Genomic DNA, 21,544 nt, shown 5'->3' with positions numbered 1-21,544 from the left:
GCAGCAGCCGTCGAAAAGGTTGCATGGCATCGGCCGTCGATCGGCTCTAAACCTTTTCCCGGGTCGCCGCATCCAAGCGATATGCTCGACACCACCATGCCCGCGCTGCCTGCCGCCAACGACGCCGTCGACGAACCCGCCCTGGTGCGGGCGGCGGCCGCCGGCGACACCGCTGCCTACGAACTGCTGTACCGGCGTCACGCGCCGCGTGTATTCGCTGTCCTGTGGCGGTTGTGTGGCGGCCAGCAGGCACGTGCCGAGGATGCGTTGCAGGAGGCCTTCCTGCAGGCCTGGAAAGCCCTGCCAGGGTTCCGTTTCGAGAGCAGCCTGTCCACCTGGCTGCATCGGCTGGGGGTCAACGCCGCACTGATGGAACTGCGCGGTCGCGCCGCAGGGCAGGATCACGACAGTCTGGAGGATGTCGATGGCGGCCTGCAGGAACTGGCGGTGCATGACCGTTGCGCGGGTACCGAGCGTGACCTGGAGCGCGCATTGTCGACACTGCCACCACGGGCGCGTGCGGTACTGGTGCTGCACGATATCGAAGGCTGGAAACACCAGGAAATCGCCGAGCAGCTGCAGATGGCTGTCGGCAGTTCCAAGGCACAGCTGCATCGTGCGCGCGGCCTGTTGCGCGCACGGCTGGGAGACATGACATGAGTACACACGAACACGATTCCGATCACGACCTGCTGGCCCGGCTGCGCGCGCTGCCGAACGAGCGCGATGTACCCGCCGATGGCTGGGCGCGCCTGTCCGCCCGGCTGCCGGCGCGTGAATCGCAGGCAGCACCCGCGCCAACGGACAACGTGGTGGTCCTGCCGGTGCGTTCGCGGCGCCGCTGGTGGTTGCCGGCCGGCGCTGCCCTGGCTGCCAGCCTGGCACTGTATGCGGTGGCGCCGTGGCGGCATGCGCAGCCGGATACGCCGGCGCCGTCCGCCCTGCAGCTGCAGGCCGCGGCGATGACCGAGCAGTACCAGCAGGCCGTGGCCGCGCTGCCCGATGGACGGGCGCCGGAATGGCAGCCGGCCCTGCATGAACTGGATGAAAGCGCGGCGCAGATCCGTGCCGCCCTGGCGCAGGACCCGCGTGCGCCGCACCTGCTTGGCCAGCTCAAGCGCACCTATGCGCTGCGGCTGGAACTGACCCGGCAGGCGGCCTATGCCGCCGAGTCCGGCTTGACGACCTGAGGAGACCCCCATGACCCGAACCCTGATTTCCTGTTGCGTCGCGCTGCTGTTGGCCCCTGCCGTGGCGCTGGCCGACACGCGCATCGACGAGCGCCACACCTTGGCTGCGGGGGGGCGCATCGAGCTGAGCAACGTGGCCGGCAAGGTGACCGTGCGTGGCTGGGACCGCAATGACGTGCAGCTCACCGGCACGCTCAGCGACGGCCTGCAGTTGCGCCAGGAAAAAAGCGCCAACCGTGTGCGCTGGGAGATCGAGTATCCGCGCCGCAGCAACAACGGCGGTGCAACGCTGGTGCTGAACGTGCCGCGATCGGTGGAGCTGCTGCTGAGCACGGTCAGCGCCAGCCAGGACATCAGTGGTATCGATGTGCGACGGCTGCAGGCCGACACGGTCAGCGGCAGCCTGAGCGCGGCTGGCCGCAGTGGCGACAGCAAGCTCAACACGGTCAGTGGCAGCGTCAGCGCACGCCTGCAGACGCCGAAGCTGGATGTGAACACCGTCAGTGGCCGCATCGAGGCCGGCGGCGGCGTGTCCGGTGATATCGGTGCGCAGACGGTGTCCGGACGGGTCGAGGTCGACGCCGGGCGCGTGCAGCGACTGGCGGTGGAAACCGTCTCTGGCAGCATCGATCTGGCAGCGGCCGGGCTGGCGCCCGGTGGCCGCATCAATGTCGAATCGGTCAGTGCCTCGGTCACGCTGAGCCTGCCACGCACGGTGTCGGCACAGCTGTCGGTGAACAGCTTCAGCGGCTCGATCAACAGCGACGCCGGTCAGGTGGAGCGGCCGCGCTACGGGCCGGGCAGCCATCTCGATATGCGTCTGGGGGGCGGCGATGGAGACATCCGCATCCAGTCGCATTCGGGCAGTGTGCGGGTACGCCTGGATCGCTGAGCACGGTCCGGCAGGCCGCGGCGGCAGCGCCGCCGCGGTCGGTACTGGGTCAGCTGGCTTTCTTCAGCGCCCAGGTGGTGCCGAGGACTTCGATCTTGCCACCGGCCTTGCGGAACGCTGCCAGGTCCGAAGCGATCGAATCGCTGCTGACCACGGTGCTGGCGGCCGCGCCCTTGCGTTCGCTGCGGATGCTGTTGCTGGCCTTCGCGGGGGTCTTTGCCTTGCGGGGCATGGTTGCTCCTGTCAGGTGGAAGGGGAGGAAAGCGCCCAGGCGTCGGCCTGGCGCAGGTAGTCCTGCCGCTCGCGGCGGCAGTCATCGCCGCCCATCGAAAACTGGCGGCAGATCGCCGGGCGCTGCGAATAGATCGTGCAGCGCAGGTGATAGGGATCGATCGCCGCGCACCAGCCTTCCTCGTTGCGCGCCATCACGGCACGGCCGTGGGTGTCGCGTGACAGGAACTGGCCAGGCACGTGGTCGCCGGGCTGCAGCAGCACGGGCAGCCGGCAACAGACCGCGTCACAACGGCGGCAGTCGATGGGTGCAGGTGCTGCGTCAGGTTGTAAGGCCACAGGGGCCTGGCGGGTGCCCAAAGCGGGTCTCGATGGCGGCTCAGGTGCTGCGCGGACCATGAACGAGCCAGGAAGGCATGGCCGCTAGGCCCGCAGGGCGGGCCAGGCTGCACCGTGGACACACACCGGCGTGGCCGGTGGAAGGTGCAGCGGGGTTCTAGCCGACCAAGAGTAACTTAGACCGCGTAACGTTTTGTTAATCCTGGCTGGCTGCCGCCAATGCCAGGCCCTGGACCACGCCCAGCGAGGGCTCGCCGTGGACCATGCGGGCCCCCGGGAAGGCCTCGGCCACGGCCTGGCGCAGGTAGCCGGCACGGGACATGCCGCCGGTCAGGAACACCGCATCCGGGTCGCCCCCGATGTCGCTGCGGACCTGGGCCAGCAGTTCCCGGATCTGCTCCAGGTAGCCGTGGGCGGCGGCGGCCAGGCCATCGGCGCTGCTGTCGGCATGCAGGTCGCGGGCGATGTAGTCCAGCGTGCTGCGGTGCTCGCTGGCGGCGCTGAGGGCGATCTTGGCGCGTTCGACATCGCGGTACAGGCGGGCGGTATTGCCGGTGTCCTGCAGGGCCTGCAGGCGCCCGCCCCACGGCTCGTCGACGTGATCGTATTTGTGCTGGCGGAAGTCGCGCTGGCGCGTCATGTCCTGCACGGTGGCTGCTTCCACATAGTGGTGGGCGGGCACGCGGGTGATGCCGCGGCCGAACAGCGGCATGTAGCTGGACAGGCTCAGCGCCAGATCAATGTCGGTACCGCCGCGGGCGATACCCCACGCGCGGTGGATACGCGGGGCGTCGTCGCCACCGACTTCGGCATGCGCGATATCGGTGGTACCGCCGCCGATGTCGACGATCACCGCCTGGTGCCGCTCGCGGCTTTCGGCGTGGTAGTGCATGGCCGCCGCGGCGGGTTCTTCGAGGAAATCGATCTGGTCGAAGCCGGCCTGGGTGGCGGCCTCGCGCAGGATATCCAGTGCCTGGTCATTGCCGGCCGCGCCGATCGAGCTGCGGAACTGCACCGGGCGGCCGAGCAGAGCGGCACGCAGCGGCTGGCCAAGCTGGGCGCTGGCGGTCAGGCGGATGTGTTCGAGGATGTGCGCGGCGATGCCGGTGATGGTCTGCTTCGCGCGCGGGTGCAGGTTGTAGCCCAGCATCGACTTCGGGCTCTGCACCAGGTTGCCTTCGTGTTCCTCGAAATAGGCTTCCAGCGCGTCGTCGCCGTAGACCGCGTTCTGCAGCAGGTCGCTGGCGCTGCGTTCCTTGCCGGCGCGGGCCTCCATCCATTCACGGCGCAGGGCGCGCAGGGCTTCACGGCGCAGCGCCTGCGGCGTGCGTTCCTGGCCGGCGGCACGGGCTGCACGCGCGGCGCTGTCGATCATCTGCTGCAGCTGGTGTTCCTGGCCGTCGTCGAGCTGGAAGTCGTCCGGGTCGGGCACCACGCCGGGGAAGTACACGCTGGTGCGGAACTGTTCGGCGTCACCGAAACGGATCGGCAGCAGTTTCCCCTCATGCACGATGGCGGCGGCGGAGTTGCTGGTACCGAAGTCGATGCCGAGGCGCATGGGGAGTTCCGGGGGCGGTCAGGGGCCGCGCACTCTGCTGCAGTTCGTCGCCGACTGCAAGTTCCAGCGTCACGGCTGCTCCAGCCGCGGTCATGGCGGCGGCCGGGCACCTGCCAGGGAGCCGGGGCCCCGGACCGGGCGGTTACAATGGCGGCTGTTGATTCACTTTGAGGTACTTGCCGATGTCGTCTGTTCCCGCCTGCCCGCAGTGCACCCTGGAAAACACCTATGCCGATGGCGCGCTGTGGATCTGCGCCGATTGCGGTTTCGAATGGACCGCCGAGGAAAGTGCCGGTTCGACCCTGGTCGTGCGTGACAGCAACGGCAATACCCTGCAGGCCGGCGACACCGTCACCGTGATCAAGGACCTGAAGGTGAAGGGGTCTTCGATCCCGCTGAAGCAGGGCACCGTGATCCGCAACATCCGCCTGGTCGAAGATGATGCCGAGCACATCGAAGGCAACTCGGACAAGATCAAGGGCCTGGTCCTGAAGACCTGCTTCCTCAAGAAGGCCTGATCGGTCTCAGCGCCTGGCCTGCTGCTGCGCGCGCCAGCGGGCCAGGCTGTCGAGCTTGGCCTGGTAGCGTGCCTGCTCCGGTGCACCACCCAGCAGCTGCGCGCGGGTCAGTTCACGGTCGGCGCGCTCAAGCTGCCCGGACAGGAAATACACGCGCGCCAGCCCGAAGTGGAACTGGTGCGCGGTGTCATACAGGCGCACGGCCTGCCGGTAATAGCGGATGGCTTCGGCCAGCTTTCCGGCCTGCTCGGCCTGCGTGCCCAGCATGTACTGCGCGAACGGGTCCTCACGCTGCACCGACTTCAAGCGTCGCTCCAAGGCCTTGGCCTGCGCATCCAGCCCAAGCTGCCGATACAGCGCGCTGGCATTGGTCAGCGCCGCATCCTGGCGACCGTCCAGGCGCAGGGCGCGGTCCAGTGCCTGCCGCGCCGCATCGGTGTTGCCCTCACGGTTGTCGAGCACACCCAGGTTGTTCCAGACCGAGGGGAACGCGCGATCCTGCACGACCGAGGCATCGAAGAACGCGCGGGCGCCGACGAGGTCTCCTTCGGCCATGCGTTCGGCACCTCGATTGTTGTAGAAATGGGCCAGTGCACGCGCGCGGCTGACCGGCTGCGGGCCGTGGCGGTCGTAGAGTACGTTGCGATCGAGGTCGACCGTGGCGTAACGCCCCGCGATCTCCACGCCCGCGTTGACGTGGCCCACACTGTAGACCACGCCGGCGTCCTGGTCCTGGTACCAGGACACGACCTGGCCGACTTCCTGGACGCGGGCCTGGATGCCAGCCTCGCGCGCCAGTGCCACGAACATCAGCGTGAAGGCGAGGCAGTTGGCGCGGCGCTGCTGCCAGACTTCGTCCACGGTGTAGGTCGCGTTCGCGTCGTACTGCAGGTCCAGCCCCTGGCGGCCGAAGATCATTTCCACCAGTGCCTGCAGCCGCTGCTCGCGCGATGAACTGCGGTCGATCACCTGCGCCTGCAGCATCGCGCGCATTGCGGGAGGAATCGCGAAGACCTGTTCCGGTGAGGGGACCTCCACCGGGGTGACGCTTCCGATGGGCGGGAGTGCATCGGTGCGCGGGTGGTCCTGTGCGCAGAGCGGCGCGGCCATCAAAGCGGCCAGGACCACGATGAAGATGCGGGCGGCAGGGCGGTACATGACAGTTCCCGGCAGCGGCGGGCGCTCCCGCCTGCAGCGAGTGTAGACCCGGCGGCGCCGCGCTGCAGTGACCGTTGGTCGGCGCGTGGCCGGTACGGCGTTTCATCCACAACCGATGTGGACCAGCGCTCGACAAAGCTGTGGACAACCGCGTCCAGGCCTCACCGGGCAAGCGTTGTGAGTATGTGGTGAAAAAACCATCAGCTTGCCGCGGGGCTGCGCAGGCGGGATGATCCGGGTATGGATTTCTCTCCGCTGACGCTGGCTCCTGCGCAGTGGCAGGCGCTGCAGGACAGCTACGCAACGCCGCCCCGCGCCTACCACCACTTCGGACACGTACGCGCGGTGCTGCAGCACTGCCAGGACGTGGCTGACGGCCCGGGCTGGCAGAGGCCCGCCGAGGTGTACCTGGCCGTGCTCTACCACGACGCGATCTATGTGGCGGGCCGCAAGGACAACGAAGCGCGTTCGGCGGCGCTGGCCCTGCAGGCAATCGCACGGGCCCCGGAACTGGCCGGCGTCGACGCCGCGCGGGTCGAGCAGTTGATCCTGCTGACAGCCCGCCATGGCGATCTGGGCCCGGACGACGTTGATGCCGAGGCCGCGCTGTTCCTGGACTGCGACATGGCGATCCTGGCCGCGCCCGAGCCGGTGTTCGCCGCCTACGATCGTGGTGTGGCCGAAGAGTACAAAGGGGTCGTGCCGGGCTTCCTGTACCGCGCCGGGCGTCGCCGTTTCCTGCAGGGGCTGCTGCGGGCGCCGCGCATCTTCCTCAGTGACTTCTTCCACCAGCGCCTGGATGCGGCGGCTCGGGAAAACCTGCGTCGACAGCTGGCCCGCTGAGCTGGACCGGTACACTTGGGCCTGCTCTCACCGATTGTCGCTTCCCACTGTGTCCGTCCCTGATCCCGATCCCCGCCCGCTGCCACCGGAAGAGCCCGGTCCCAACGAATGCTGTGGCAGTGGTTGCCCGCTGTGCGTGCTGGATCTGTACGCCGATGAGCTGCAGCGCTATCGCAAGGCGCTGGCCGAGTGGAAGACGCGGCATCCGGAGGCAACGCCATGAGCCGTGCGCGTCCGGCGGCGGTGCTGGCACTGGTGGCGCTGCTGCTGTTCGTGGCCACCGCGCTGTGGACCCAGGTCGCGCGCAGTGATCTGGACTGGGTGCGGGCAACCTTGAGCCTGTACCTGCACGGGCCGTGGGGCCTGGCATTGCGCGCTGCCTACTGCCTGCTGGCGCTGGCCATTGCGGCGCTTGGCATTGCGCTGTATCGCGGCAGCATCGGGCCGCGCCGCAGTGCGGCGGCGCCGCTGTTGTTCACTGTCTCTGCGCTGGGGCTGGCGACGGTCGCCATCGGTGACAGCTGGCTGCCTGAAGCGACCCCGCTGCTTGCACCGTTCATCCATGGACTGGCAGCCAACACCGCGTTCCTGTGTGCCAGCGTCGGCATGCTGCTGCAGGCCTGGTACCTGCGCCGCGAACCGGGTTGGCAGTCCGCCGCGGGCCTGCTCTGGGGCTGGGCATGGCTGGCCTTCGTGCTGCTGTGGCTGCATGTGCTGTGGCGTGGTGGACCACCGCGTGGGCTGGGACAGAAAGTGGTGATCGCGGTGATCGTTGGCTGGCTGCTGTATCTGGCGATGGCCCTGTACCGGCGCAGCCGTCGGGCCGTAGCCCACTGAATCCCCAACGGCCTGCGCCGGTACGTGCCGTGCACGCGGCGGCGGCGTATCGTGTGCGCATTCCATCGGGGATGCGACATGAAGCGTGCAGGGCTGGGCAGGGCAATGGGTGTGGTTCTGGCGTTGGCAGCACTGCCGGCAATGGCGGCGGCCAACGTGCAGCAGTTCAGCCACGGGCGGTTCGAGCAGATTCCGGTGCACATGCCGGCTGGCACGCCGCAGCGTGTGGTGATCTGGTTCCATGAACCCACCGCCGGTGGTGATACCAGCCGCCTTCCGATCGAGGCCCTGCGTGCCGATGGCGCGATGGTCGCTGCCGTGGACATCGCGCATCTGCGCAGCGTGCTCAAGCGCGAGGGGAATCCGACCTGTTCGTTCGGTTCCGGCGACGTCGAGAACTTCTCGCGCTGGTTGCAGGCCTCCCTGCACCTGCCTGGCTACCACCTGCCGCTGGTCGGTGGTGATGGTGAAGGCGCCGAGATGGCCTACACGCTGGCCGCACAGGCCGACACCCAAGTGTTCGCCGGCCTGCTGACCACTGGCTTCTGCCCGGATCGCAGCCACGAGCGCATGGTCTGCGGCGATGGCGTGAAGCACAACAAGCTGCAGCCTGCCGAGTTGAATTCCCCGTGGCTGAGCGCCGCCGGCGACCATGGCTGCAAGGTTGGCGAGGCCAGCCGCTTCGTGCAGCAGGTGGCGATGGCACGCGAGTTCAAGCGCACCGCGCGCGGTGATGCTTCACCCGGCCTGGTGGCGGCGGCGCGGGTGATCGGCGCGCAGGCCGGCGTCAGCCTGGCACCGCCACCAGCCGCGCTGAAGGGCCTGCCGATAGTGGAAGTACCCGCTGCCGGTAATGGCGACACGCTGGCCGTGTTCGTTTCCGGCGATGGCGGCTGGGCCGGCCTGGACAAGGACGTGGCATCGTCGCTCAACGAGCATGGCGTGGCCGTGGTCGGCATCGACTCACTGCGCTACTTCTGGAGCGAACGCACGCCGAAGGGATTTGCCACTGACCTGCAGAAGATCATCGATCACTACCGCCAGCAGTGGCATCGCGACAAGGTGATGCTGATCGGTTTCTCGCAGGGTGCCGACGTGCTGCCGGCCACCATCAACCAGCTCGATGCCGATACCCGCGCAGCGCTGGATCGTATCGTGCTGTTGTCGGTAGGCAGGAAGGCCGACTTTGAATTCCACGTCAGCAACTGGCTGGGTGGTGGCGGCGATGGTCTGCCGATCGCGCCGGAAGTGGCGAAGCTGCCGGCGGCGAAGACCCTCTGCGTGTATGGCGACAAGGATGACGACGCGCTGTGCCCCGGCCTGCCGGCCAACGACGGCGTGCAGAAGGTGAAGCTGCCGGGCGACCATCACTTCAATGGTGATTACGACCGATTGGCCGAAGTGATCCTCAAGGGCGGGGCGTAGCGCCGGGCCACGCCCGAACGCTGTCGCCGCCGTGTCGACCAAGGTCGACACCTACCGGGTGGTTTGCAGCGCCGGGCCATGCCCGGCGGCTCAGGGCTTCAGTTACGCCGCGGGTCCAGCGAGATCAGGCGCGTGGCATCCAGCAACGCGGCCGGCAGATGCATGCCGCCGGGTGCTGCCAGATAGCGCGGTCGCCACTGCGGGTCGAACTTCGACTTGAAGCGGCGCAGGCCACTGAAGCCATAGAAGCGTTCGCCATGCCGCGCGAGCAGGCCGGCCAGTCGGTTCCAGCGACCAGCAAGGCGATGCTGGGCCAGCCCGGACAGCGGCGCCATGCCCAGCGAGAAGCGCGCATAGCCCTGCGCGCGGCCCCACAGGAACAGCTCGATGAACAGGAAGTCCATCGTGCCCTTCGGTGCCTCGTTGACGTGGCGCATGAGGTCCACCGACAGCTCGGCACCGGCCGGTGCCTGCCACAGGTTGGCGAATGCCACGATCTGGCCCTCGGCTTCGACCAGCGCCACCGGGAAGCGCGCCAGGTAATCCGGATCGTAGCTGCCCAGCGAGAAACCCTTCTCGTCGCCGGCCTTGTCTTCCAGCCACGCGTTGGAGATCGCGTGCAGGCGGGGAAGCAGGCTGGGAATCTCTTCCACCGGTGCCACGCGGAACGAAAGGCCCCCGCGCTTGCCACGGTTCCAGGCCTGGCGCAGATCGGCGCGTTCGCGGCCTTCCAGGCCGAAGTCGTGCAATGGCACGATCGCTTCCTCGCCCAGCTTGACCAGGCCCAGGCCCAGGTCGAGATAGGTCTGCCAGTAGGTCTCGCCCACCTGGTAGAACACCGGCCGCAGGCCGAGCCGGTCAGCTTCCTCGCGGAAGCGCCATATCAGCGCGCGCGCCACATCAGGCGGGCCGACCGGATCGCCCATCGCGATCAGCGAACCGCCGTAGCGCTGCATCATCACAAAGCCCTGTTTCGCATCATCGCGCAGCACCGCCTTGTCGGCGGTCAGTACCAGGCAGGCCTGGGTATCGGTGGCACCGGCCAGTACCGGCGCCAATGATTGCAGCGTGGCCTCGTCGGCGGCTGGCAGCGGGCTGCGCGTACTGTGCAGCAGCCGCGCCAGGCCGAACATCACAAGCGCGATCGCCACCACCAGCAGCGCACGCAGCGCACGCGGTGCGTTGCCGGATATCGCAAACTGCCACCACAGCTCGTTCTGGTACTCGACATGGCTGTAGGTGAAGAACAACAGCCAGGTGACCGCCACCAGTACCAGGCCGAGGTTGCGCAGCCATGGCCACGACCATGCTTCATCGAGCAGCGCGCCCTGGCGGTAGAACTCGCGGCGTGCGGCCCACAGCGCCATCGCCACCAGCAGGGCGGAGACCGCGATCAACGGTTGGCCACCGCGCAGCCACAGTGGCAACGGGGTGATCACGCACACGGCCATCGCCAGCATCCATGCGGCATGGCTGCGCCGGGCCAGGCCCTGGCCGATCAGCAGCAGGGCGACGCCGCTGAGGCTGCCGATCAGATGGGACGTTTCCAGGATCGGCAGTGATGCGTTGACCAGGTGACGGCGCGGCGTGGGCAACGTGCCGTCGATGACCAGCGCAGCACCGATGCTGAACACCGCCAGCGCGATGATCTGCGGCAACCATGGGCGCAGCGCGTTCCAGCCGGCACGGGTTGCCCCGGCACTGGCCTGCAGCGGCTGGCGCAGCGCGGGTGCAAGCGCGAGCAGAGTGGCCAGCAGCAGGGGCAGCACGTAGTAGGTGACGCGGTAGATCAACGCCGCCGCCAGCACCGCAGCCGGTGCCACCTGTGGCAGCAGCTTCAGCAGGCTCCATTCGAACACGCCGAGGCCGGCGGGCACGGTCGAAACCAGGCCGGCCAGCACCGCGACCAGGTACAGGCCGACGAAGCCGGGCAGGCCGGTCGGCGTCGAGTCCGGAAGCAGCACATAGAACGCGGCACTGGCCAGCACCAGCTCGATCACGCTGAGCACGGTCACCCCGATCATCGTGCGCCGGTCGGGCAGCCACAGCACATGGCCGAACACGCTGAACTGGCGTCCATCGCGGCCGACCAGCAGCAGGGTGGCCGCATAGGCCAGCAGCGCGACGATGCCGACCACGCGCACCGCATCCGGGTCCAGCGGCAGGGCAAGCGCCGCTGCCGCCGGTTCCATGCACAGCGCCACGCTGATCAGCAGCCACGCACCGAACACGAAGCCGAGCGTGCTCATCAGCACGACCTGGCCGATCTGCGCCAGGTCGAGGCCGGCAGTACGGTAGCCGCGCAGGCGCACCGCACCGCCGGTGAGCGCGGCAAAGCCCACGGTCTGGCCGAGCGTGTGTGCCAGGAACGCGGTGATGCCGATGCGCGCCGGATGCACGCGGATGCCGCTGCGGCGCAGGCCGATGGCATCAAAGCCGATCAGGCAGGCATAGCTGGCCAGGCCCAGCACGACAGTAAGCGCGATCTGCGTGCCACTGAGCTGGTGGAAGGCATGGCGGATGGCGCGGTAGCCGTTCTCATCGAACTCGTTGGCCAGGCCGTGCAGCGCCAACGCAAGGATCAGCAGCGGGATGACGATGGTGAGGACCCGCTTCCATGCCGGGGTGGAGGGAGCGGTGGCGGGGTCGGTGGTTTCGGTCATCGGCGCAAGGGTGCGTCAGGGAGGGCGAGGGCGGTGTCAATGCAGCCGTGGCGCATCGTGCGCCTGTCGCTGGCATTTGACCAGCGTCGCTGTCGGAAGCCGGTAGTGACCGTGTGTGGATGGCTGCCCTGCACCCATCGTTGACCGGTTTGGAGGACAATGCAGGCCTGATCACCCGCAGGAGCCACGCCCATGATGGAGCGTTACGACGTCGGACCGCGCATGTCCGAAATGACCGTGTACAACAAGGTCGCCTACCTTTCCGGCCAGATTCCGGAAGACACCAGCCAGGACATCACCGGGCAGACCCGGCAGGTGCTGGCCGAGATCGACAAGCTGCTGGCGCTGGTGGCCAGTGATCGCCAGCACGTGTTGCGCGCCGAAGTGTTCCTGGCCGACATGGCCGATTTCGACGGTATGAACAAGGCATGGGATGAGTGGGTGGTGGAAGGTGCGACCCCAGCGCGCGCCACGGTCGAGGCCAAGCTGGCCCACGCCGACTGGAAGGTCGAAATCGTGGTGACGGCGGCAGTGCCGTAACGGCGGGGTCACCTCCCAGCAGTGGAGGGGGGGTAGAGTCGACGGTTAGTCGACTGTCGCGCGCAGCGCGGGGTTTTGCGCCGCCGGAACGAAGAGCAGTCGACTAACAGCCGACTCTACCCCGCCGCTCCACCGCCGGTTGGTCTGGTGGCTAGGCCGGCACCAGCTCGATGCAGTCCACCGGGCACGGCGGGATGCACAGCTCGCAGCCGGTGCACAGATCGGCGATCACCGTGTGCATGTACTTGGCGCCGCCGACGATGGCGTCCACCGGGCAGGCCTGGATGCACTTGGTGCAGCCGATGCAGTCGGCTTCCACGATCAACGCCACCTGCGGCGCCTTGTGCTCGCCGCGCGAACGATCAAAAGGAATCGCCGGTACGCGCAGAACCTGGGCCAGCGCGCGTGCACCGGCATCGCCACCGGGTGGGCAGCGGTCGACGCCTGCCTCGCCGCGCGCCATCGCCTGCGCGTACGGTCGGCAACCGTCGTAGCCGCATTGCCCGCATTGGGTCTGCGGCAACAGGCGGTCGAGGCGTTCGGTCAGGGGTGGGATCAGGCTCATGCGTGGCGAAGGCTGCGCGTCGGGTTACTTCAGGGGTTTGCCGCGGAACCAGCGCTCGTGGGCCAGCGCCAGCATCGGCTTGTCTTCGGAACTGTCACCGTAGGCATGGATGCGCACGTAACGCGACAGATCGAACTGGCGACGGATGTGCTCGACCTTGCGCGGGCCACAGTCGCCACCGGCGTAACGGCCGGTCAGGCGTCCGTCCTGACATTCCAGCCGGTTGCAGATCAACTGCAGGCCCAGCTGCTCGCACCACGGCCGCAGGTACAGGTCCAGCGAGCCGGACACGATCACCACGGTGTGCTGCTGTTCCTTGTGCCAGCGGATCTGCTCCAGCATTTCCGGGCGCACCACGTCGGGCAGGAACTCACGCGAGAAGCCGGCGGCCAGGGTGGCGATGTCGTCACTGTGGCGGTCGCTGAAGGTCAGGCGGGTGACGCGCGCGCGGATGCGTTCGGCCGAGATCAGCTTCAGCTTGTACGCGAGCAGCCACGGGCCGACCTTCCACCACGCCTGCGCCAGCTGTTCGGCGGTGGCCACGCGGCGCAGGAAACGGCCATAGGTATCGCAGGTGGTCACGGTGTGGTCGAAGTCGAACAGCGCCAGTTCCATTCCGTTGCCTCCCATCGCGTTGCCTCCGCTGGCCAATGCTGCCGGCGGGCGCGGCCGAGGCCACGCCCGCTGCGGGCATCAGCGGACCGGCATGCCCGGCTGCGCGCCGCTGTCGGCGTCCAGCAACGCCAGCGCACCGCCGTCGAAGCCGGCCGACAGGATCATGCCTTCGCTCAGGCCGAAGCGCATCTTGCGCGGGGCCAGGTTGGCGATGAACACCACGCTGCGGCCGACCAGCTTCTCCGGCTCGCCGTAGCTGCCACGGATACCGGAGAAGATCTGGCGCTTGCCCAGTTCACCTGCATCCAGCTCGAAGCGCAGCAGCTTGTCCGATCCTTCCACGAACTCGCAGACCAGCACCTTGCCGATGCGCAGGTCGAGCTTGGCGAAATCGTCGATGCCGATGTAGGCCGGCGCGTCGGCGCTCTTTGCTTCGTCCTTGGCCGGGGCCGGGGCGGCCGGCTTGGCGGCGGGGGCAGCGGCAGCCGCCGGCTGCAGGGTGTCCTTGGAGGCGTCGATCATGGCGTCAATCTTCTTCGGGTCGATACGGGTGAACAGCGGGGTGTAGTCGGTGATGCGGTGGCCCAGCAGCGGCTGTGCCAGTTCGGTCCAGTCGTTCACCGGCGCGGCCAGGAAGGCTTCGGCCTGCGCGGCGGTGGCCGGCAGCACCGGCTTCAGGGCGGTGACCAGCACGCGGAACAGGTTCAGGCCCTGGCTGCATACGGCCTGCAGTTGCGCATCGGCGCCTTCCTGCTTGGCGATGACCCACGGCTTGACGTCGTCGATGTAGCGGTTGGCTTCGTCGGCCAGGGTCATGGTCAGGCGGATCGCCGCGGCCGGGTCGTTGCGCTCGTAGGCTTCACGGATCGGCGCCAGGCCATCGACGAAGCGCTGGTACTGCGCCGCATCGGGCAGCTGCGCGGCCAGCTGCCCGTCGAAGCGCTTGCTGATGAAGCCGGCGCAGCGGCTGGCCAGGTTGACGAACTTGCCGACCAGGTCGGCGTTGACGCGGGCGATGAAGTCACCCAGGTTCAGGTCGAGATCGTCGACGCCACCGCCGGACTTGGCGGCGTAGTAGTAGCGCAGCGCTTCCGGCTCCAGGCCGACATCGAGGAAGGTACGCGCCATCACGAAGGTGCCGCGCGACTTGCTCATCTTGGCGCCGTCCACGGTCAGGTAGCCGTTGACGTGCAGGCGGGTCGGCGCGCGGTGACCGGTGCCGTGCAGCACCGCCGGCCAGAACAGGCCGTGGAAGTTGACGATGTCCTTGCCGATGAAGTGGTGCAGCTCGGTGCTGGTACCGGCGCGCAGGTGCGCTTCGAAGTCCTCGCCGATCCTGCCGCACAGGGTCTGGAAGCTGGACAGGTAGCCGATCGGCGCGTCCAGCCAGACGTAGAAGTACTTGCCCGGCTGGCCGGGAATCTGGAAGCCGAAGTACGGCGCATCGCGCGAGATGTCCCACGCGCGCAGGCCACCTTCGGCGTTGAGCCACTCGCCGAGCTTGGCCTTCACGCCCGGCAGGGCGACGTCGCCGGCCAGCCATTCGCGCAGGAACGCGTCGAAGTGGCCCACCTCGAAGAAGAAGTGCTCCGAATCGCGCATTTCCGGCGTGGCACCGGAGATGACCGAACGCGGTTCCTTCAGATCGGTCGGCGCATAGGTAGCGCCGCACACTTCGCAGTTGTCGCCGTATTGGTCGGGGCTGCCGCAGTTCGGGCAGATGCCCTTGACGTAGCGGTCGGGCAGGAACATGCCCTTGGCCGGGTCGTAGAACTGCGCCACCGAACGGCGGCTGATGTGGCCGGCCGCTTCCAGCTTCAGGTAGAACTGCTCGGTCAGCGCCTTGTTGGCCGCCGAATTGGTCGAGTCGTAGTGGTCGAAGGCCACGCCGAAGGCGGCGAAGTCACGTTCGTGGCTGGCCTGGATGTTGGCGATGAAGGTTTCCGGGGTGACCCCGGCCTTTTCCGCGGCCAGCATGATCGGCGTGCCATGGGTATCGTCGGCGCAGACAAACCAGGCCTTGCCGCCACTCATTCGCCGCGCACGCACCCAGATGTCGGCCTGGATGTAGCCGACCAGGTGGCCCAGGTGCAGCGGGCCGTTGGCGTAGGGCAGGGCGGTGGTGACGAGCGCGGTACGGGTCATGGTCGCGGGGTGAAGCCGAGGGGAACCGCAGAGTATCGCATGCCCGCAACGAGGTGACCCGGCCGAGGCCGGGTCACGGGGATGAAGCGGGGGCCGGGGCGCTTATTCGCGCTGCCAGGTCTGCGCGCGGCAGATGAAGGCGATGCAGCCGGACACGTCCAGCCGGGTGCCGCCGGGCTGCAGTTCCATCTTCGACTTGTAGGTCTTGCCGTTGGCCGGGTCGAGGATGGTGCCACCGGACCACTTGTTGGCGCCGTCGGCCTTCAGGTTCCAGAGGATGGTCATGCCCTTCACCGGCTTGTTCCTGTTGGCGCCTTCACAGCCGTCACAGACCGGGTTGGGGCCCTTGTCCGAGTGCAGGATGTCGACCACCTTGCCGGTCAGGGTGCCGTTGGCGGCCTGGGTGATCTCGACGATCGACTTCACCTTGCCGGTCTTGTCGTCGATGGTCTTCCAGCGGCCGGCGGCGCCATCGGCGGCCTGCGCCGAGAGCGCGGCCAGGCACAGCGGCAGTGCCAGCAACAGGGTCTTGAAGGTGTTGCGCATGGTCCCCTCCCAGGGTTCATTCCGGCACGGTGCCGGTACGGGTCGACTGTATACCCATTCGGCGGGGTATGGGGAAGAGGGGCGTGGCAGGGCTGCGCCCTGCACCTGCGGTAGTGCCGGCCGCTGGCCGGCAACCTCAAAAGCAAAGGCAGCTATCCGTGGGATGGCGGGGCGGTGTGGGTGGGCAGGACACGCCGTAAACCCATCCATGGGGGCTCGATGGCGCCATCCATGGCGCCAACGGTCCTGCCCACCCACACCGCCCCACCTCTGACAGATTTCTGCGGCTGTGGGTAGGTGTCGACCTTGGTCGACACGGTAGATCCATGCCATGCGTGAATGAGGTTTTGGTTGCGGCGATGGGGTCAGATCCCTTTTCCGTCGGAAAAGGGATCTGACCCCCGGGGACGTCAACCGACTTCGTACAACTCCAGCGGCAGGTCGTCGGGGTCGGCGAAGAAGGTGAAGCGTCGGCCGGTGTATTCGTCCACGCGGATCGGTTCGCAGGCGACACCATGCGCGGCCAGGCGCTGGATGAAGGGTTCCAGTGCAGCCACCCGGAACGCGAGGTGGCGCAGACCCTGGGCCTCCGGGCGGCTGGGACGGGGCGGCGGCGAGGGAAAGGAGAACAGTTCCAGCTGGCCGCCGTCGGGCAGGGCGAGGTCCAGCTTCCAGGAATCGCGTGCGGCGCGGTGGTTCTCGGCCAGCACGCGCAGGCCGAGGATGCGCACGTAGAAGTCCTTCGAGCGTGCGTAGTCGCTGCAGATCAGTGCGGCGTGGTGGATGCCCAGCAGGGCGTCGGAACCGGGGGTCATTGCAGGGTGTCCAGCCAGCGCTGGGCGATCTTCTGCGCCAGCGGATAGGGTTCGGGGTCGTTGCGGTTGGTCAGCACGATCACGGTCAGGTGCTTCTCCGGGTGGCGCACGATCACGTTGCGGAAGCCGATGCTCTCGCCGCTGTGCCATTGCACCGGACCATTCAGCCGCCAGCCGAAGCCGTAATGCGGCACGTCCGGTTCCGATGTGGTCGTCGCCGGGCTGAACATCGCGCGGCGCGAAGCCTTCGACAGCAGGCGGTCGTCGTACAGCGCCGCATCCCAGCGGGCCAGGTCGTCCAGCGAGGAGTAGATCCCGCCGTCTCCCAGTACAGCGCTGGTAGTGCTCTGGTCGGTGCGCTGCCAGCGGCCATCGATCCTGCTGTAGCCATAGGCGCGTGTGGCGACCGTGTCCACGCCGTCCTGGTGGGCCACGGTATGCGCCATGCCCAGCGGGCGGAAGATGCGTTGTTGCAGGAAGGCGGCGAAATCCTGGCCGGATGCGCGGCCCACGATCAGTGCCAGCAGTGCATAGCCGCTGTTGCTGTAGCGGTACTGCGTGCCCGGCGCGAAGTTCAGCCGGTCCTGGCGCGACAGCAGGGCCAGCACATCGGCATCGTGTACCTGCCGCGTGTCTGCCGGGTCCATCAGGTCTTCGTAGTCGAGCAGGCCGCTGGTATGCGAGAGCAGGTGGCGGAGGGTGATGCCCGCTGCAGCCGGTGGCAGCTCGGGCAGCCACTGCCGGGCCGGCTGGTCCAGCCCGAGCCGGCCGTCTTCCACCAGCAGCACCGCCGCAGCGGTGAACTGCTTGCTGACCGAGGCCAGCCGGAAATTGCTGGCGGCTGTGACCGGGGTGCCGTCTTCGACCACCGCAAGGCCGTAGCCACGGCGGAACACTGGCTGCCCGTCATGCAGCACCAGCACTGCGGCGCCGGGCACCTGGCCATCGTAGGCCTGCATCAGGCCGTCGATACCGGCATCCGGTGGGGTCAGCACCGGTGCGGCGGCGCCCGCCAGAGGCAGCAGGCCCAGCACGGCGGCGAACAGGGCGACGGCAGGGCGCATGGTGGCTCCGGAAGCGTCAGGGCGAAGGTGTGGGCGCAGCGCTGGCCGGCTGTGCCATCCAGCGCTCCATCTTGCGGTCCAGCACGTCCAGAGGCATCGAGCCGTCTTTCAGCAGTTCTGCATGGAAGCGGCGCAGATCGAAGGCTGCGCCCTGGCGTGCCTTGGCCTTGTCGCGCAGGGCAACGATGGTGGTCAGGCCGGCGACGTTCGACAGTGCCTGGCCGGGCTGGGCCATGATCCGCTCGACTTCGGCGTTGGCGTCATCGCTGCTCATGTCCACCGTCTTCTGCAGGTAGGCCACGGCCTGCTGCTTGCTCCAGCCCTGTGCATTGACGCCGGTGTCGGCGACGACGCGCGCGGCGCGCAGCAGGCGTGAGTACAGGTAGCCGATACGGTCGTAGGGATCGGTGTAGACGCCGAGGTCTTCACCCAGTGTTTCGGCGTACAGGCCCCAGCCTTCGACGAACGCAAGATCGCCACCGAGGCGACGGAAGCGCGGCAGCTTGGCCAGCTCCTGCTGCAGGCCCAGTTGCACGTGATGGCCGGGAATCGCTTCATGCAGGTACTGCACCGGCACGCTCCAGCGCTTGCGGCTGGGCAGGTCGCGGGTGTTGATGTACAGCACGGCGGGCTGCCCGGGCGGCGACGGCTGGTAGGCGGCAGCGGCGGCGGTCAGCGCCCGTTCCGGTTCCACTGCGCGTACTTCCAGCGCGGACTTCGGCAGCGTATCGAGCACCTGCGGCAGGCGCGCGTTGACCTGCTGCTGCACCTGGCGGTAGCGGCTGATCAGTGCATTGGCATCGCTGTACTGGAACTGGCGATCGTTGCGCATGCTGCGCAGCAGCTTTGCCGGCGTGCCACGCAGCTTGGCGTCCTTCATCACCGTGGCGATCTGTGCCTGCAGTTCCTGCACGCGTTGCTCGCCCAGCGCGTGCAGCTGCGCGGCGGTCTGGTCGCTGGCGGTGGTCTGCACGATCAGGTTGGCGTACCAGGCCTGGCCGTCGGGCAGCGCGCCCATGCCGCTGCTGGCGCGCGTGGCCGGCAGGTACTCGGTGGCGATGAAGCCGCGCAGGGCGCGGTAGGCGGGCATGATGCGCAGTTCGATCATGCGCTTGTACTCGGCACTGATGCGCGCCTTGTCTTCGGCCGCAATCGTGTTCGGCATGGTGCGGATCGGCGACCAGAAGATGCTCTCTTCAGCGGTCGGCTTGATCACCGCATCCAGCTGCGGCAGCACCTTCTCCATCAGGTCGCGCGGCTGCACCACGCCGGCCTTCATGCCCTGGCGCATGTTGTCGATGGCCTGGTCGAACAGTTCGGGAATGCCGAGCGAGCGGCGCGACCAGGTGTCATAGTCCTGCACGGTGTTGAACGGCTGCGCGCCCGCGCCGGAGCCGAGGATCGCCATGATGCTGCCGATGTTGTAGTACTGGCTGATCGGCATCATCCAGCTCGGGTAGCGCTCGGCAGCCAGCGAGGCGCGCGCGTCACGGACGAAGATCTCGTAACTGAGCAGGTCCTGGCCCTGCAGGCCATCGCTGCCGAGTTTTTCGACCTTGCCCAGCCATTGCGTGGTGAAGTCGTGCGACTGCTGGCGCCAGGCGGCGGACAGGATGTTGGGCAGCTGGTCGTTGTAGCGCGGTTCGCCCTGGAACGTGGCCTGCAGCGGGTTCAACCGCATCGAGGCATCCCAGTACTCGTCGTACAGCCGTTCCAGCTGCACCTGCTTGGGCACGGCACGGGCCGGTGCGACCGGACGCGGCGCAGCGCGGCGCGCCGAACTGCCACGGGCCGGTGCGGTGGCACGGGCGGGCCTGGCCTTGGGCTTGGCGGCCTGGCGGGTCTGCGCAGCGGCAGGGCGGCTGGCCTTCTTCTTCGCTGCTTCGGCCGACGGCACGGCACTGAACAGGAACAACGCGGCAATGGCAGCGGCCAGGACGCGGGGGGAATACGGCATCAAGAAGCTTCCGTGGAACACAGATCGTGGAGCTTGCACGATCCGCGCGCGTACGGCCAGCGTGAAGACGCAGTCAGCTTGGTGGCGCTGGGGCTTCAGTCAGCCGCAGCGGCGGCGCGCAGTGCCGCCGCGCGATCGGCGCCCAGATAGCGGGTGATGGCACGCCGCATCAGGTAGAGCAACGGAATCAGGGCAATCGCAAAGCCCATCTTGTACACGTAGTTGACGCTGGCGACCGCAAGGAACAGCGAGGTCGGCCAGTGCTGCGGGCCCAGCACGAAGGCGATCCAGATCACCACGAAGCTGTCCACCACCTGCGAGATCGCAGTCGATCCGGTCGCACGCAGCCACACGTGGCGTTCGCCGGTGGCCTGGCGGATGCGGTGGAACACCGCCACGTCGATCAGCTGGCCGAGCAGGAAGGCCACCAGCGAACCGGCGATGGTCCACATGCCCTGGCCGAACACGGCTGCGAACGCGGCCTGGTAGTCGGGCACACCATGGTCATCCATCGACGTGACCCACCAGCTGGCCGGCGCCAGCGAAATGGCCGCGAAGGCGAACAGGAAACCGTAGCCGATCAGCACCACCGCCAGCCACGAGATGAAGCGCACGCCGCGCTTGCCGAAAAACTCGTTGATGGTGTCGGTCATGATGAACACCACCGGCCACAGCAGGGTACCGGCGGTGAAGCTGAGCGAGCCGGTCTGGCCGAACAGGTTCCAGTTCAGCGGGGCGATGCCCAGCGTGTCTTCCAGCGCGAAGATCTTCACCCCGATCAGCTCGGCCAGCACCGCATTGCCGCAGAAGAACGCGGCCAGCACGATGAACAGCAGGACCGCGCGGTCCTGCAGCGGGCGCTCGATCGGCGCCGGGGTCATTCGGTGCGTTCGCCGGTGCGTTCGCCGGCGCGGGTGAACGGCACGCTGGACGGTGCGACGGCGCCGCCGGAAATGATGAAGCTCATGGCCTGGTCGACGGTCCAGTCAGTCGGGGTCAGCAGTTCCACCGGCACGATTTCCAGGTAGCCCGAGGTCGGGTTCGGCGTGGTCGGTACATACACCGCGGCCAGCTCACGGTCGGTGCCGTGTTCCTTGATCACGCGGGTGACCAGGCCGACCGATTTCATGTCGCGGTGCGGGAAGTCGATCAGCACCACGCGCTGGGTGCTGCCCGGTTCGGTCTGCAGCATGTCCAGCAGCTTCTTTGCGCTGTCGTAGATGATGCTGGCCAGCGGAATGCGCTTGATGACCGCGCCCACCCAGCGCAGCAGGCGCTGGCCGAGCACGCGGCGGCTGGCCACGCCCACCGCCAGGATCACCAGCAGGGTGGCCAGCAGGGCGATGGTGTCCTGGATCCATTCGGCGCGGACCCAGCCGAGGTAGTGCGGAAAGCTTGTCGCGATCTGCTCGGACAGCGGTACCACCAGCGGGCTGGAAATGCCCGACAGCAACACGAACACGAACTTGACCACGACCCAGGTCAGCCAGATCGGCAGCAGGGTCAGCAGGCCGGTCAGGAACAGGCGCTGCAGGGAGGGGCGGGGGACCAGGGCGGGGGCTTCGAGCGACATGTGCGCATTGTAGCGGTCACTGCCGGTCGATTACGCTGGTGGATCGACTGCGGCAACGAGCCATGGAAGG

At 67.8% G+C, this 21,544-nt stretch carries 23 protein-coding genes; 9 read left to right on the top strand and 14 right to left on the bottom strand.

The genetic code is table 11. From position 1 onward, the window contains the following. Positions 1-81: 81 nt before the first annotated feature. The 3 genes from AC5P6S_RS00965 to AC5P6S_RS00955 are packed head-to-tail and all read left to right on the top strand — an operon-like array spanning position 82 to position 2,082. A complete protein-coding gene (locus AC5P6S_RS00965; protein WP_005414221.1) occupies positions 82-660 on the top strand; it encodes an RNA polymerase sigma factor in 579 nt (192 codons plus the stop codon). Continuing rightward, positions 657-1,190, top strand: a complete 534-nt coding sequence (locus AC5P6S_RS00960; protein WP_242875227.1) for a hypothetical protein — start codon at positions 657-659, stop codon at positions 1,188-1,190. The genes AC5P6S_RS00965 and AC5P6S_RS00960 overlap by 4 nt, the downstream gene beginning before the upstream one ends. A 10-nt stretch (positions 1,191-1,200) precedes the next feature. Next, positions 1,201-2,082: a DUF4097 family beta strand repeat-containing protein gene (locus AC5P6S_RS00955; RefSeq protein WP_242875228.1), complete on the top strand. Its 882-nt coding sequence runs from the start codon at positions 1,201-1,203 to the stop codon at positions 2,080-2,082. Between the two features lie 49 nt (positions 2,083-2,131). Here the strand turns inward: AC5P6S_RS00955 and AC5P6S_RS00950 are convergent, their stop codons facing one another. The 3 genes from AC5P6S_RS00950 to AC5P6S_RS00940 all read right to left on the bottom strand — a co-directional run bounded on the left by AC5P6S_RS00950 (position 2,132) and on the right by AC5P6S_RS00940 (position 4,210). Further along, positions 2,132-2,314 carry a hypothetical protein gene (locus tag AC5P6S_RS00950; protein WP_005410566.1) on the bottom strand — a complete coding sequence of 61 codons (183 nt, stop codon included), beginning with the start codon at positions 2,312-2,314 and terminating at the stop codon, positions 2,132-2,134. Between the two features lie 11 nt (positions 2,315-2,325). Continuing rightward, on the bottom strand, positions 2,326-2,619 hold the full coding sequence (locus AC5P6S_RS00945) for a YkgJ family cysteine cluster protein (RefSeq protein WP_053462562.1): 294 nt from the start codon (positions 2,617-2,619) through the stop codon (positions 2,326-2,328). A gap of 229 nt (positions 2,620-2,848) precedes the next feature. Continuing rightward, complete coding sequence (locus tag AC5P6S_RS00940; protein ID WP_012480950.1) at positions 2,849-4,210, bottom strand: Hsp70 family protein; 1,362 nt, start codon at positions 4,208-4,210, stop codon at positions 2,849-2,851. 182 nt (positions 4,211-4,392) lie between these two features. On the opposite strand from AC5P6S_RS00940, the gene AC5P6S_RS00935 reads away from it, so the two are divergent. Then, a complete protein-coding gene (locus AC5P6S_RS00935; protein WP_005414225.1) occupies positions 4,393-4,728 on the top strand; it encodes a zinc ribbon domain-containing protein YjdM in 336 nt (111 codons plus the stop codon). Between the two features lie 6 nt (positions 4,729-4,734). On the opposite strand, the gene AC5P6S_RS00930 is transcribed toward AC5P6S_RS00935, so the two are convergent. After that, positions 4,735-5,886, bottom strand: a complete 1,152-nt coding sequence (locus tag AC5P6S_RS00930) for a transglutaminase-like domain-containing protein (RefSeq protein WP_012480949.1) — start codon at positions 5,884-5,886, stop codon at positions 4,735-4,737. A 240-nt stretch (positions 5,887-6,126) separates the two neighbouring features. Between AC5P6S_RS00930 and AC5P6S_RS00925 the strand changes: the two genes are divergently transcribed. From AC5P6S_RS00925 to AC5P6S_RS00910, 4 genes are all read left to right on the top strand, one after another. Then, positions 6,127-6,729: an HD domain-containing protein gene (locus AC5P6S_RS00925; RefSeq protein ID WP_005410561.1), complete on the top strand. Its 603-nt coding sequence runs from the start codon at positions 6,127-6,129 to the stop codon at positions 6,727-6,729. 49 nt (positions 6,730-6,778) lie between these two features. Next, on the top strand, positions 6,779-6,952 hold the full coding sequence (locus AC5P6S_RS00920) for an oxidoreductase-like domain-containing protein (protein ID WP_050550426.1): 174 nt from the start codon (positions 6,779-6,781) through the stop codon (positions 6,950-6,952). Continuing rightward, positions 6,949-7,566 (top strand): DUF998 domain-containing protein, encoded by a 618-nt coding sequence (locus AC5P6S_RS00915; protein WP_060381071.1) that lies wholly within the window; start codon positions 6,949-6,951, stop codon positions 7,564-7,566. Before AC5P6S_RS00920 ends, AC5P6S_RS00915 begins: the two co-directional genes overlap by 4 nt. 78 nt (positions 7,567-7,644) lie before the next feature. Further along, a complete protein-coding gene (locus tag AC5P6S_RS00910; RefSeq protein WP_223846435.1) occupies positions 7,645-8,991 on the top strand; it encodes a virulence factor family protein in 1,347 nt (448 codons plus the stop codon). Between the two features lie 98 nt (positions 8,992-9,089). On the opposite strand, the gene mprF is transcribed toward AC5P6S_RS00910, so the two are convergent. Further along, positions 9,090-11,654, bottom strand: coding sequence for a bifunctional lysylphosphatidylglycerol flippase/synthetase MprF (gene mprF / locus AC5P6S_RS00905; protein ID WP_049461140.1), 2,565 nt, complete (start codon positions 11,652-11,654; stop codon positions 9,090-9,092). 192 nt (positions 11,655-11,846) lie between these two features. Here mprF and AC5P6S_RS00900 point away from each other — a divergent pair, with 192 nt between their 5' ends. Further along, positions 11,847-12,194: a RidA family protein gene (locus tag AC5P6S_RS00900; RefSeq protein ID WP_005410556.1), complete on the top strand. Its 348-nt coding sequence runs from the start codon at positions 11,847-11,849 to the stop codon at positions 12,192-12,194. Positions 12,195-12,345: 151 nt separating this feature from the next. On the opposite strand, the gene rnfB is transcribed toward AC5P6S_RS00900, so the two are convergent. From rnfB to AC5P6S_RS00855, 9 genes are all read right to left on the bottom strand, one after another. After that, positions 12,346-12,759, bottom strand: coding sequence for an Rnf electron transport complex subunit RnfB (rnfB, locus tag AC5P6S_RS00895; protein ID WP_012480943.1), 414 nt, complete (start codon positions 12,757-12,759; stop codon positions 12,346-12,348). Positions 12,760-12,783: 24 nt separating this feature from the next. Beyond that, the gene (locus AC5P6S_RS00890; RefSeq protein ID WP_005414141.1) at positions 12,784-13,374 is read right to left on the bottom strand and encodes an HAD family hydrolase; all 591 of its coding nucleotides are present in this window, start codon (positions 13,372-13,374) and stop codon (positions 12,784-12,786) included. A gap of 78 nt (positions 13,375-13,452) precedes the next feature. Then, positions 13,453-15,519, bottom strand: a complete 2,067-nt coding sequence (gene metG, locus AC5P6S_RS00885; protein ID WP_043035451.1) for a methionine--tRNA ligase — start codon at positions 15,517-15,519, stop codon at positions 13,453-13,455. A gap of 102 nt (positions 15,520-15,621) precedes the next feature. After that, on the bottom strand, positions 15,622-16,065 hold the full coding sequence (locus AC5P6S_RS00880) for a DUF2147 domain-containing protein (RefSeq protein ID WP_012480941.1): 444 nt from the start codon (positions 16,063-16,065) through the stop codon (positions 15,622-15,624). A 410-nt stretch (positions 16,066-16,475) separates the two neighbouring features. Further along, positions 16,476-16,880: an SMU1112c/YaeR family gloxylase I-like metalloprotein gene (gloA2, locus tag AC5P6S_RS00875; RefSeq protein ID WP_005414138.1), complete on the bottom strand. Its 405-nt coding sequence runs from the start codon at positions 16,878-16,880 to the stop codon at positions 16,476-16,478. Continuing rightward, positions 16,877-17,944, bottom strand: coding sequence for a serine hydrolase domain-containing protein (locus AC5P6S_RS00870; RefSeq protein ID WP_043035453.1), 1,068 nt, complete (start codon positions 17,942-17,944; stop codon positions 16,877-16,879). Before AC5P6S_RS00870 ends, gloA2 begins: the two co-directional genes overlap by 4 nt. A 16-nt stretch (positions 17,945-17,960) precedes the next feature. Next, positions 17,961-19,901 carry a DUF885 domain-containing protein gene (locus tag AC5P6S_RS00865; RefSeq protein ID WP_099484055.1) on the bottom strand — a complete coding sequence of 647 codons (1,941 nt, stop codon included), beginning with the start codon at positions 19,899-19,901 and terminating at the stop codon, positions 17,961-17,963. Between the two features lie 95 nt (positions 19,902-19,996). Then, positions 19,997-20,782, bottom strand: a complete 786-nt coding sequence (locus AC5P6S_RS00860) for a queuosine precursor transporter (RefSeq protein ID WP_049459669.1) — start codon at positions 20,780-20,782, stop codon at positions 19,997-19,999. Beyond that, positions 20,779-21,474, bottom strand: coding sequence for a DUF502 domain-containing protein (locus tag AC5P6S_RS00855; RefSeq protein ID WP_005414135.1), 696 nt, complete (start codon positions 21,472-21,474; stop codon positions 20,779-20,781). The genes AC5P6S_RS00860 and AC5P6S_RS00855 overlap by 4 nt, the downstream gene beginning before the upstream one ends. Positions 21,475-21,544: the final 70 nt, after the last annotated feature.

The sequence above is a fragment of the Stenotrophomonas sp. YJH_SMC_119 genome, from assembly GCF_059368315.1.
This window is presented reverse-complemented; position numbering and strand designations above follow the sequence as displayed.

Bases quoted from the DNA above. Each gene is read 5' to 3' on its own strand.
- AC5P6S_RS00855 (WP_005414135.1), bottom strand. From the start codon at position 21,474: ATGTCGCTCGAAGCCCCCGCCCTGGTCCCCCGCCCCTCCCTGCAGCGC.
- AC5P6S_RS00870 (WP_043035453.1), bottom strand. From the start codon at position 17,944: ATGCGCCCTGCCGTCGCCCTGTTCGCCGCCGTGCTGGGCCTGCTGCCT.
- AC5P6S_RS00925 (WP_005410561.1), top strand. From the start codon at position 6,127: ATGGATTTCTCTCCGCTGACGCTGGCTCCTGCGCAGTGGCAGGCGCTG.
- AC5P6S_RS00940 (WP_012480950.1), bottom strand. From the start codon at position 4,210: ATGCGCCTCGGCATCGACTTCGGTACCAGCAACTCCGCCGCCGCCATC.
- AC5P6S_RS00860 (WP_049459669.1), bottom strand. From the start codon at position 20,782: ATGACCCCGGCGCCGATCGAGCGCCCGCTGCAGGACCGCGCGGTCCTG.
- AC5P6S_RS00865 (WP_099484055.1), bottom strand. From the start codon at position 19,901: ATGCCGTATTCCCCCCGCGTCCTGGCCGCTGCCATTGCCGCGTTGTTC.
- AC5P6S_RS00915 (WP_060381071.1), top strand. From the start codon at position 6,949: ATGAGCCGTGCGCGTCCGGCGGCGGTGCTGGCACTGGTGGCGCTGCTG.
- AC5P6S_RS00930 (WP_012480949.1), bottom strand. From the start codon at position 5,886: ATGTACCGCCCTGCCGCCCGCATCTTCATCGTGGTCCTGGCCGCTTTG.
- AC5P6S_RS00950 (WP_005410566.1), bottom strand. From the start codon at position 2,314: ATGCCCCGCAAGGCAAAGACCCCCGCGAAGGCCAGCAACAGCATCCGC.
- AC5P6S_RS00965 (WP_005414221.1), top strand. From the start codon at position 82: ATGCTCGACACCACCATGCCCGCGCTGCCTGCCGCCAACGACGCCGTC.
- AC5P6S_RS00900 (WP_005410556.1), top strand. From the start codon at position 11,847: ATGATGGAGCGTTACGACGTCGGACCGCGCATGTCCGAAATGACCGTG.
- AC5P6S_RS00910 (WP_223846435.1), top strand. From the start codon at position 7,645: ATGAAGCGTGCAGGGCTGGGCAGGGCAATGGGTGTGGTTCTGGCGTTG.
- AC5P6S_RS00935 (WP_005414225.1), top strand. From the start codon at position 4,393: ATGTCGTCTGTTCCCGCCTGCCCGCAGTGCACCCTGGAAAACACCTAT.
- mprF (WP_049461140.1), bottom strand. From the start codon at position 11,654: ATGACCGAAACCACCGACCCCGCCACCGCTCCCTCCACCCCGGCATGG.
- gloA2 (WP_005414138.1), bottom strand. From the start codon at position 16,880: ATGACCCCCGGTTCCGACGCCCTGCTGGGCATCCACCACGCCGCACTG.
- AC5P6S_RS00955 (WP_242875228.1), top strand. From the start codon at position 1,201: ATGACCCGAACCCTGATTTCCTGTTGCGTCGCGCTGCTGTTGGCCCCT.
- AC5P6S_RS00960 (WP_242875227.1), top strand. From the start codon at position 657: ATGAGTACACACGAACACGATTCCGATCACGACCTGCTGGCCCGGCTG.
- rnfB (WP_012480943.1), bottom strand. From the start codon at position 12,759: ATGAGCCTGATCCCACCCCTGACCGAACGCCTCGACCGCCTGTTGCCG.
- metG (WP_043035451.1), bottom strand. From the start codon at position 15,519: ATGACCCGTACCGCGCTCGTCACCACCGCCCTGCCCTACGCCAACGGC.
- AC5P6S_RS00890 (WP_005414141.1), bottom strand. From the start codon at position 13,374: ATGGAACTGGCGCTGTTCGACTTCGACCACACCGTGACCACCTGCGAT.
- AC5P6S_RS00880 (WP_012480941.1), bottom strand. From the start codon at position 16,065: ATGCGCAACACCTTCAAGACCCTGTTGCTGGCACTGCCGCTGTGCCTG.